Raw genomic sequence first — 10,057 nt, 5'->3', positions numbered from 1 at the left:
CGTCAGCGAGTCGCGGAGATCCGGGCGGCCCGTTCGGCGGAGGCCGGCCTGCCCCGCCGCCAGCGCCGAGAGGAGCTGACCGGCGCCCGGCGCAGCGTCGCCGACGCCCGCCGCGACGCCAAGCAGCAGGCCAAGCAGCAGGCCAAGCAGCAGGCCAAGACGGCGCAGCAGCAGCGCGCCGCCGAGCAGGGCCGCACCGGGCAGGTGGGCACCACCGGCAACGGCTCCCGGGGCCGGATCGCCGACCGGCGCGACCGCAAGCGCCAGGCCCGCCGCCTGGTCCAGGACGCCAAGGCCCAGGGGCGGGTCGACAAGCGCCGCGCGGCCGTCCAGGAGAAGGCCCGGCTGCGCGCCGCAGCCGCCCAGGCCCGGGTGCGCAACAAGCACCGCCGCAGCCAGCTGCGCCGCTCGGCCGCCCGCTTCCACGGCCGCCGCCTGGTGGCCGCCGCGCTCGCCCTGCCCTTCGGCCTGCTGTCCACCCTGGCGTCCTGGCCGCTGCGGAAGATGGGCTTCGCGCCCCCGCACTGGGGCCGGCGCATCTACCGGGCCGTGGCCGGGACCGCGCTCGCCGCCCGGCAGGAGCGGGACCAGAAGATCGAGCAGGCCCACGCCGAGGCCACCCAGGCCGACGCCCAGGGGCAGCCCGAGGCTGCCGCCGTGCCCGAGGAGGCCACGGCCTTCCGGCCGCTCGACAAGGCCGAACCGGCCGCCGAACCGACCGTCACCAACCCGAACGACACGAGCACCCAGGAGGGGACCACCGTGGGCATCTTCGACTTCCGCGCCAGCGCCGAGGACATGCACAACCAGGCCCAGCAGGGCGAGATCGACGGCATGCTCGCCGTCCTGAACAGCATCGAGACGATGCCGGAGGCGATCACGTACATCGCCAACTCCTTCGCCGCCGTCGCGGACAAGCTCTCGCCTGAGAACGCGCCGCTCGACCCCGCGGTGAACGAGTCGCTGATGGAGGTCTTCCAGCTCCTCAACCAGGCCGTCCAGGCCGCCGAGGAGGTCACCAAGACCTTCAACGAGCGCCACGAGCCCGAGATCACCCGCCTGCGCGAGCAGCGCGTCAACGAGGAGATGTGGGACGTCAGCCGCAACTCCGAGGACGTCTGAGCAGCAGCGTCACCGCCGGGCGCCCGACCTGGGCGCCCGGCTCGGCCCGAGAGGAGGCAGCATGAGCACCACCGCCGCTGAGCAGACCATCGACATGGAGAAGAAGACCACCACCGAGGAGCCCAAGCCGCGCCGCGCGCCGCGCCGGGGCATCCCGCTGGACTGGGTGGCCGGGCACGGCCCGGTCAGCGCCCCGGTGGCGATGGCCACCACCGCGACCGCAGTCGCCAGCCTCGGAGCCTGGACCGGCCTGCCGGCCGCGCTCCCGCTCGGCGTCGGCGCGGTCGGCGCCCTGGTCCACGGCGGCATCCAGGGCCACCGCCGCGGCATGACCCGCTCGACCATGCTCACCCGCGCCACCGGCTGGCTGCTGGCCTCCGGCTGGACCAGCGTCGTCATCGCCACCGACCCCACCACCTGGACCTCCACCGGCTGGTGGACCGCCCTGGGCACCCTCGCCGCCTCCGCCATCGGCATCGGCGGCGCGCTGCACCAGGCCGAGGTCCACGAGGAGGCTGCGGACGAGGAGCGCCGCCAGCTCGACACCCAGCTCCAGGCCGCCGAGGTCGACCGCGCCGACCGCGAGCTGGTGAAGCGGTGGATGAGCCTGGTCCGCCAGGTCACCCACCGCAACGACATCACCTGGACCGGCGGGTTCGAGCGCCGCCCTAACGACTCCGGCTTCGCCTTCCAGGTCAGCCTGCCGCTCGGCTACCCGCTCACCCAGCTCCAGGGCTGCGCCTCGACCCTCGCCCAGGCCGCCCGGCTTGAGCAGGGCTGCCTGGTGCGCATCGGCCAGGCCCGGCTGCAGGGTGAGGCGATCCTCGACATCGACCTGCGCAACACCAACCGGGAAGAGGTGGTGTTCCCCGGCGTCTACACCCCGCTGTCGATCTACCAGGGCATGCCCTGGGGCGTCGACCGGTCGGGCGAGGAGATCAAGGTGCACGTCCGCGAGTCGTGCGCGCTTATCGTCGGCCCGCCCGGCGCGGGCAAGACCACTCTCCTCGACGGCATCTTCGCCTCCAGCCTGCGCTGCACCGACCTGCTCCTGTGGGGCATCGACCTGGGCAAGGAGGGCGGCGCGTTCCGCCCCTGGCTGGAGACCTACCGAGAGGGCCAGCTCAACACCGGCAGGGACGCGGAGTTCCTGCCGCCCAGCACGCGGCCGGCCTTCGACTGGGTGGCCTCGAACGAGGAGGAGGCGGAGCTGATGCTGGCCGCCGCCGAGCGGATCTCCGACGCCCGTATCGCCGGGTACCAGGACCTGATGCGCGAGGCGGACGCCCGCGGCTCCCTGCCGCTGAGCGCCAAGGTCCCGATGATCGTGATCGTCGTGGACGAGGGCGTGCAGATCCTGTCCGAACTCAGCCCGCGCACCGCCCGGGGCCGTCTGGCCAAGCGGATCAAGGACATCATCGGCACCGACCGCGAGGCCGGAATCCGCACAATCCTCACCGCGACCGACGGCAACCTGTCCAGCATCGGCGACACCGTGATCTCCAAGCACAGCACGATCCGGGTCGCCATGACCTCCACCGACCCGACCGGCGCCGGGGTGAACAAGCTGTTCGGCCACGTGAAGGGCCTGGACGCCCGCCAGCTCACGGCCAAGGGCTCCGGCGTGATCGGCCAGGGCGGGGAGCCGGGGTTCGCCCCGCAGCCCTTCCGCTCCTGGAAGACCAAGCCGTCCATGGCCCGGGAAGCCTGCCTCGCCACCGAGCGGCTGCGCCCGCGTCTGGACGCCGTGTCCGTCCAGGCCGGGGGCGCGGACTACACCGAGCGCTGGAGCCGGGACCGTACCGGCTGGCTGTTCAAGGGCTCCGATGGCCAGCCCCTCACCGCGCCGCCGGCCTCCGCGCCGAGCCCGACCGGTCCGGTGCTCAAGCCGCCGACCCTGTTCTCACGCTCCGCAACAGGTGCGGGAGTCAGCGCGGAGGAGCGCGAGGTGATGGAGCAGGTGTGGGGCGACTTCCTGGACAGCCTCCCGGAGGTCCCCAAGGAGGAGCCGGGACGTCCCCAGGTGCGTCCCCCGCGTCTGTTCTCCCGACCGACCGAAGGACAGCCGGCCACCCCGCAGCCCGCCCCGGCGGGAGAGGAGGGCGACTGGAAGCAGGCCGCCCTGCGGATCGTCCAGCAGGCCGGTTCCGGGGTGTGGCTCAGCACCTCCGAGGTCCGCACCCGGCTGGAGGCCGAGGGCATCGAGATCGGCCGCCAGGCGCTCTCCGCCGCGCTGAGCGAGATGCTCCGCAAGGGCCAGATCGCCCGCCGGGGGACCGGCGCGCAGACCGAGTACGGCCCCAACGCCTGATCACAATCTGTTCCTGTCGTCGTCGCTGTCGCTGTCGTCGCCCGCCCCGGAAGGCACCTTCTCCGGGGCGGGCGACGTGCTGAGCAGGCAATTTCGGCGACGACGACAGCGACGACGACAGCGACGACAAGCAACCCGACTACCGACAGCCACAACCCGAAGGGACCGAGATGGCATCCCCCGTGACCGTCAGCATCCGCTACACCCCGCCCGGAGCGAGCGAGGCCGACAGCATCCACCTGGAGTTCCAGGCGCTGCCCGGTGCCCGCGTCGAAGTCCGCCTGGACGAGCCGGACGCGCTGCGCCCCGCGGCCGGCGACCCGGTCCGAGACGACTGGAAGGACGCCGCGCAGAAGATCGTCGCGGGCTCGGAGGGCGACGTCTGGCTGAGCACCTCCGCCGTCCGGCAGCGCCTCCTCGCGGACGGGATCGAGATCGGCCGGTCCGCCCTGTCGATGAAGCTGGGCGAGATGGCCGACCGGGGCGAGATCGCCCGCCGGGGGACCGGACCGCACACCGTCTACGGCGCGGCCCGCCCGCAGAACGGTCACGGTGGGTGACGAAAATTCGGCGGACGGGTTCGGCGGAACCCCTTGCGGTCGCGTAGGTCTGGCCCTACATTTATGGACATGACGTAGGGTCAGACCTACATCGGGGAGCGGGAGTTGGCATGCCCGCTCGGCACCCCGCCGACCGCCGAACCAAGGAGATCCGATGCCCGACCAGATGCGGCTCAACGCCCCGCGGCCGTTCACCGCGACCCACCCCGAGATGCTGCCGACGGAGGACCAGGGGCCCACCGCCTGGTGGCCGGACGGCACCACCACCTACGTCCTGGCGACCCGCGAGGGCCACACCAACGGCTGGCTGGTGGCGGACGAGGCGGACACCGTGCTGCGCGCCATCGAGGCGATCCGCAGCGGCCAGCGCCCCACGAACTCGGAGCTGTGGACCTACCTCCTGCACACCCGCCGCCTGGCCACCCGGCTGGCCGCCGTCCAGGACGAGCTGACCCTGATCGCCCGGGAGGCCGGGGAGGACCAGGAGGTGATGCCCTGGCGCGAGATCGCCGAGGCGCTGTCCCAGCACTTCAGCACGGTGCGCCAGCGCCACCAGCGGATGACCGAGGAGGGGCAGACCGCGGTCTGGCGCCCGTGGCTGTGCCAGCACAGCCCGCGCGCCGCCCTCTACACCAACGGCGGGGAGCTGCCGCGCACCGCTGAGGACACCGAGGAGGTGCCCGCGCACCGCACCGGGGTCTACGACGCCGACGCGCCGGCCGACGGCACCGACTTCTTCAACACCCCCGACAGCGACGTCCACGGCCTGGTCCAGCCGCGCTGCACCTGCGGCTGGGTCGGCGACGTCCAGCGCAACATCATCCGGGCCTCCCTGCTGGGCAAGGCCCACGAGGCCGACCCCGACGCGGACTCGCGCTCGGACCAGTAGCAGGCCGGGGCGGCCGTCGTCCCGCGAAGAAGTCCGGCCGCCCGACTCGACCCGACCACCAGAACACCGGACAGGAGACACACCACATGAGCACCGCCACCGCCCCGCCCGTCCCCGCCCACCTGCGCGACTGGGCCGTGAACTGGCCCGCGTACGCGCCCGTCGACATCACCCCGCCCGAGCTGCTCCCCGCCGCGCTGGCCCTCCAGGTGCCGGACTGGGCCGAGGCGGCCCCGACCCCGCAGGACGTCACCGACTGGGGGCAGCGCCGGGCCGCCGCCCTGGTGCCGTTCGCGCTGGACGCCGACGGCCGGCCGCTGAACCCGTCGGGCCGCACCGGGCGCAAGGGCAGGAACCTGGGCCACTGGGGGGAGAACGCCGCGGCGGACCCGATCGTGGTCGCGGGGACCGGGGCCGACCGCCGGGTGCTGCTGATCACCCGTGACGACATCGGCGTCCTGGCCGCGCCGGGCGGGATGGTCGACCCGGGCGAGACCGTCACCCGGGCCCTGCTGCGCGAGCTGCGCGAGGAGACCACGGTGGACCTGCGCGGGCACCGCCCGGTGATCCTGGGCCGCGGCCTGGTGGACGACTGGCGCAACTCCGACCACTCCTGGGTGGCCTCGACCTACGCCCTCTACCTGCTGCCCGCCACCGTGGCGGCGGTCGGCTCGGACGACGCGCTGGACGCCGGTTGGTACCCGTTCGCCTCGATGCCGGTCCTGGAGGCCGCCGCGAAGAAGGCCGGCCGAACCCTCTACTCCGCGCACCGGCCGCTGCTGGCCCGGGCGCTCGCCCACCTCGACCAGGAGACCCGCCCGTGAGGATGCAGCACATCACCGTCACCGCCGCCGACGGCACGGTCACGAAGACCAGCACCACCGACCCGGACGTCGCCCGGGAGTTCGAGAACCTCCCGTTCGAGACCGACCACGTGGTCTCGGTCCAGGTCACCGTCGACGACGAGTGACCACCTGACCCACCGCACGCAGCACGGGGCGGCCGTCATCCCGCGAAGAAGTCCGGCCGCCCCGCCAACTCCCAGAACAGGAGCACCACCATCATGAACCACACCACCACGGCCGCCACGATGGCCGCCGTCTTCGTCGTCCTCTACACCGCCCACCAGGTCGGGGACCACTGGGTCCAGACCTCCTGCCAGGCCGCCGAGAAGGGCAAGCCCGGCTGGACCGGGCGCTGGGCCTGCTCCAAGCACGTCATCTCGCTGACCGCGACGAAGGTCGCCCTGCTCGTACCGGTCGCCCTCCTCCTCGACCTCCAGGTCACCGTCGGCGGGAGCGCCCTCGCCCTGGCCCTCGACGCCTGTTCGCACTGGTGGGCCGACAGGCGAGTCACCCTGGCCCGCCTCGCCAAGCTCGTGGACAAGACGGAGTTCTACGAGCTGGGGACCTACGCGCACCCGCACCACCCGACCGACGCCAAGGGCCTGTACGCGCCGACGCTCGGCACGGGCGCCTACGCGCTGGACCAGAGCTGGCACATGCTCTGGCTCCTGGTGGCCGCCGTCGTCGCCGCCCTGGTCTGAACCGGGACCAGGGGAGCGGACATGTGCGCCGGCCGACACCGCCACGACCCGACCGGCCGCCACCACGGCGGCACCCCGACCTACCCCTACCGCCTCGCCCCGGCCGGACTGCTCACCCGCCGCCAGCTCCGCGCCCGCGGACTGCGCCCGGGCGGAGCCGACCCGGTGGCCCAGATCGAGTGGCGCCGAGGCCGCAGGGTCGCCTACCTCTACCGCGCCGACCTCGCCCGCCCCGTGCGGCCGATGACGGAGGCCCGCTGGGCGGCGCACGAGCGGATGATGCTCGCCCGCCGCACCTGCCCGGCCTGCCACCAGGACGCGGGGTACGTCATCCCCCGCTCGCTGGGCACCTGCTGGCCCTGCGCCGAGAACGACCGGTGACCTGCACTTTTGGAAACGGGAAACCCCTTCCGCAGCCCCAACTCCGCACCGAGGATGGACACATGAGCACTCAGCCCGCACCCCACCCGAACCCGCAGTCCGACGGCCTGGTCCAGGTCGTCGTCCACTCGATCGGCACCCTGCACCCGGACGCGCTGGAGCTGCTGACGATCAGCAACGGCCTGGTCTTCACTGGTCTTCAACGTCGGCACCGCCGAGTTCCGCAACCCGCACGACGACCCGGGGATGCGGGAGCTGACCGGCCTCGACCCGGCGGTGCGCGAGCACGTGCTGACCACCCCCGGCATCATGCCGATGGTCGAGCGGATCGCCGCCAGCGCCCGCGGCGTCCTCGACGCCTGGGCCGACCCGCGGCGCAAACTCGTCCACGTCACCGTGGCGTGCAAGGGCGGCCGGCACCGCTCGGTCGCCGTGGCGGAGGCCGCCGCCGAGTACCTGCGCGGCGACGGGATCGGCGTGGAGGTCGAGCACCACCACGTGCACCTGCCCGTCGTCCAGTAGCCGCGCCGCCCCACCTTCGAGCGAGCCCCCGTGCCTTCCGGCCCGGGGGCTCGTTGGTCACCCCGTGACCCGCCGCCGCAGCCTCGGACTCGGGCCAGGCCTGACTGTGCGCGCCGCCCTGGTCCCGCCGCTGCCCTCCGCCCGGCGCCCGGCCTGGCTGCCGGAGGACCCCGCGGCCGTCCTCGCCCGCCGCCGCCTCGACCTGGTGACCGCCGTCGCCCGCGAGCGCGCCGAGCTGCTCGACGCCGCGCGGCCCGGCCTTGCACTGCGCGCGGAGAAGGTGGCGGAGGTCGACGCGGACGAGCTCCAGGAGGTGGCCGTCCTCGCCCGGGCCCTGGGTGAGGACCCGGCCGCCGCCGTCGACCGCACGGTGCGGGCCGCTCTGGAGGAACTCCAGGAGTGGGACGACGACCTCCACCGCCTGGTCTACGACCTCCACCTGGTCCACCTCCACATCGGCTTCGACGCGGCGACCAACGCCCGCGGCCGGGCGCTCGACGCGGACCTGGAGCGTGTCCGCGCCGGCCTGCTCGCGGAAGTCGCCCGCTACCACCACGGCGGCAGCGGCCCGAGGTCGAGCCCGCGGCGCTGGGCGGCTGCCGTATGATCCAGGCGCGCGTGATCGTCGCGTTGCCGGGGGACTCGCGTCCCGGAAAGGCAGAACGAAACGGTCCAAGGGCTGAGCCGGTGACTCCGGCTCAGCCCTTGTGGGTTCTCGCCCGTACGATCCGGATCATGGAAAGCGACGCGCGAGTCATCAAGGAAGCCGCGGAGGTCGACGGCGGGCGCCGCTGCGAGGGGTGCGGCAAGCCGATCCGCAGCGGCGGCAAGGGACAACAACCCTCCTACTGCCCGGGGCGGGCCTGCTCCTCCAAGGCGTACCGGACCCGGCTCAAGGCGCGGCAGGACTCGGCGCTGGCCAGCTCCGTCAATGACTCGCGCGAGCCGGTGAGTTCCCTTGACGACAAGGCGGCCCGGGAGGTCGCCCGCCTCGGCTCACTGGTCGAAAGCAAAGCTCACGACCTTGCCCGGACCCTGGACAAGGGGGAGGCCGGGCTGGGGCTGAGCGTCGACCTGTCCGGACTGGAACAGGCGGTGCAGGCCCTGCTGCGCCGCGCCCGGCAGGCCGTCCGGCAGGTCGAGGTGCGTCAGGCCCAGGCCGACCGTCAAGGCTCGCGCGAGCCGTTGCCCGCCGCGCCCGAGCAGCGCCGCCAGGAGCACCAGGAGGCCGCCGCCGAGAGGCCGGCCGCGCCGCTGCCCGCCGTCCGGCAAGCGCCCCCGGCCCCGGCCGTCCCGCGCCCGGCCAATGCCTGTCTCTCGCGCCCGGCCAATGCCTCGCGCGAGGCGGCAAGGTCGGAACTCACCGGGCAGCAGGCCGAACTCACCGGCTCGCGCGAGGCACAGAGCGAGGTGGAGGAGCCGCTGATCCTGGTCCCGCCTCAGCAGCGGCCGGGGCTGGGGAACCCGCGGTTCCTGCGCGCCCTGGACGAGATCGGCACGGGCTGGCACCTCTACCACTGGGACAACCTGGAGACCATGTACCTGGTCGTCCGGGACAACCGGGCCGTGGGCTGGGTGGAGTACGGGCTGTGGGGCACCAGGCGCTGGATCTCGGTGGTGCTGCCCAACAGCTACGTGGCCGGCCCCGAGGACGACTCCCCGCTGCTGCACACCAGCCCCGCCCTGGCGGCCCGGACCGTGGCGCTGACCGTCCGCCAGCTCGCCGACCGTCAGGCCCGCGGCTGAGCAGGCGGCGGGCCCGGCCGGGCGGTTCCCTTTGGGGTTCTCTTCGGGGTCCCGTTTGGGGTTCCGCATCGGGTTCTCTTTCAGGTCCCGTTTCGGGTTCCCTTGGAACCTGCCCGGCCGGGCCCGCCGCGTACGCGCTGACCTGGTGGACCAGGGGTCGCCGGGGCCCTGCGACGGGGGCCGACTACTTCCCTGGGAGACCGGTTGTCCCGGGAAGGCCGGCCGAACTCACCGCCCACCAAGGTTGGTGGGCAGGACCTTTCCAATGCTTCCGCAGCACCTACCGGTTCCCCTGCCGAACCCCCTACCGCAAGGTTTCGCCTCGGAGCGGCCAAAAGGCCAGGTCAGACCGCCTGGCAACCTCTCACCGGAAATCCCGACAACCCTTCTTTTCCTCCCCCTGTCCTTCCTGTGCTGTTGAGTGTTGATGTTGGTGGTGGGGGTTGGGGTCGTTCGGAAGGGTCCGACGCCGCTCCCGAGCCGCTGGGGCTCTCCCTCCACCGGCCGGGCGGCCTCCCGGCGAGGCCGGGGCGCTGCGCGCGGCGAGGGGATCGGGCGGGCGGCGGACGAGCGAGAGGGGCAGAGCGTGAGCGAGGACCAGGGCCTGGCTGACGACCAGGCGGTGGTCGGCTGGAAGGCGTGGGGGACGTGGGCGAGGTCGGCGGACTACCCGAACAAGTCGACCAGCCGGTTGCGCGGCGACGTGCTGGCCGCGCTGGGCGTGCTGAAGGTGGCGACCGCCGACCAGCTCCAGCGGATCGTCCGCCCCGGGCTCAAGTCGAACAAGGCGATCCGGGCCGCGCTGCTCGACCTCCACCTGCACGGGCTGACGGCCTCGGACGGGCACACCGCCGACCGCGAGAAGCTGTGGCGGCTGACCGGCCACGGCCTGGAGGCGGCGGAGGAGGTGCTGCCCACCGGACGCGACCTCGGCGGCATCGCCCGCGGGGCCGGCCGGTCCGGCGCGCCCCACAGCATGA

At 73.5% G+C, this 10,057-nt stretch carries 10 protein-coding genes and 2 pseudogenes; all 12 read left to right on the top strand.

All coding sequences use genetic code 11. From position 1 onward, the window contains the following. Nucleotides 1-1,122: pseudogene (locus VR45_RS34915) on the top strand (hypothetical protein); the annotation flags it as partial. A 61-nt stretch (nucleotides 1,123-1,183) separates the two neighbouring features. Beyond that, nucleotides 1,184-3,433, top strand: a complete 2,250-nt coding sequence (locus VR45_RS34910; RefSeq protein WP_052709615.1) for an ATP-binding protein — start codon at nucleotides 1,184-1,186, stop codon at nucleotides 3,431-3,433. A gap of 170 nt (nucleotides 3,434-3,603) precedes the next feature. Further along, complete coding sequence (locus tag VR45_RS34905; protein WP_159394464.1) at nucleotides 3,604-3,993, top strand: hypothetical protein; 390 nt, start codon at nucleotides 3,604-3,606, stop codon at nucleotides 3,991-3,993. Between the two features lie 154 nt (nucleotides 3,994-4,147). Further along, nucleotides 4,148-4,882: a hypothetical protein gene (locus VR45_RS34900; protein ID WP_045943930.1), complete on the top strand. Its 735-nt coding sequence runs from the start codon at nucleotides 4,148-4,150 to the stop codon at nucleotides 4,880-4,882. Between the two features lie 86 nt (nucleotides 4,883-4,968). Continuing rightward, nucleotides 4,969-5,706, top strand: a complete 738-nt coding sequence (locus VR45_RS34895; protein ID WP_045943929.1) for an NUDIX domain-containing protein — start codon at nucleotides 4,969-4,971, stop codon at nucleotides 5,704-5,706. Continuing rightward, complete coding sequence (locus tag VR45_RS47455; protein WP_159394463.1) at nucleotides 5,703-5,852, top strand: hypothetical protein; 150 nt, start codon at nucleotides 5,703-5,705, stop codon at nucleotides 5,850-5,852. The genes VR45_RS34895 and VR45_RS47455 overlap by 4 nt, the downstream gene beginning before the upstream one ends. Nucleotides 5,853-5,945: 93 nt before the next feature. Continuing rightward, nucleotides 5,946-6,428: a hypothetical protein gene (locus tag VR45_RS34890; protein ID WP_045943928.1), complete on the top strand. Its 483-nt coding sequence runs from the start codon at nucleotides 5,946-5,948 to the stop codon at nucleotides 6,426-6,428. A gap of 21 nt (nucleotides 6,429-6,449) precedes the next feature. Next, nucleotides 6,450-6,809 (top strand): RRQRL motif-containing zinc-binding protein, encoded by a 360-nt coding sequence (locus VR45_RS34885; RefSeq protein ID WP_045943927.1) that lies wholly within the window; start codon nucleotides 6,450-6,452, stop codon nucleotides 6,807-6,809. A gap of 246 nt (nucleotides 6,810-7,055) precedes the next feature. Then, nucleotides 7,056-7,331 (top strand): RNase adapter RapZ, encoded by a 276-nt coding sequence (locus tag VR45_RS49445; protein WP_045943926.1) that lies wholly within the window; start codon nucleotides 7,056-7,058, stop codon nucleotides 7,329-7,331. A 106-nt stretch (nucleotides 7,332-7,437) separates the two neighbouring features. Next, nucleotides 7,438-7,938: a hypothetical protein gene (locus tag VR45_RS34875; RefSeq protein ID WP_045943925.1), complete on the top strand. Its 501-nt coding sequence runs from the start codon at nucleotides 7,438-7,440 to the stop codon at nucleotides 7,936-7,938. Between the two features lie 128 nt (nucleotides 7,939-8,066). After that, on the top strand, nucleotides 8,067-9,077 hold the full coding sequence (locus tag VR45_RS34870) for a hypothetical protein (RefSeq protein WP_045943924.1): 1,011 nt from the start codon (nucleotides 8,067-8,069) through the stop codon (nucleotides 9,075-9,077). A gap of 586 nt (nucleotides 9,078-9,663) precedes the next feature. Then, nucleotides 9,664-10,057 (top strand): annotated as a pseudogene (locus tag VR45_RS34865) (hypothetical protein); the annotation flags it as partial.

This window comes from Streptomyces sp. NRRL S-495 (assembly GCF_000966955.1).
Lineage (GTDB): Bacteria > Actinomycetota > Actinomycetes > Streptomycetales > Streptomycetaceae > Kitasatospora > Kitasatospora purpeofusca.
This window is presented reverse-complemented; position numbering and strand designations above follow the sequence as displayed.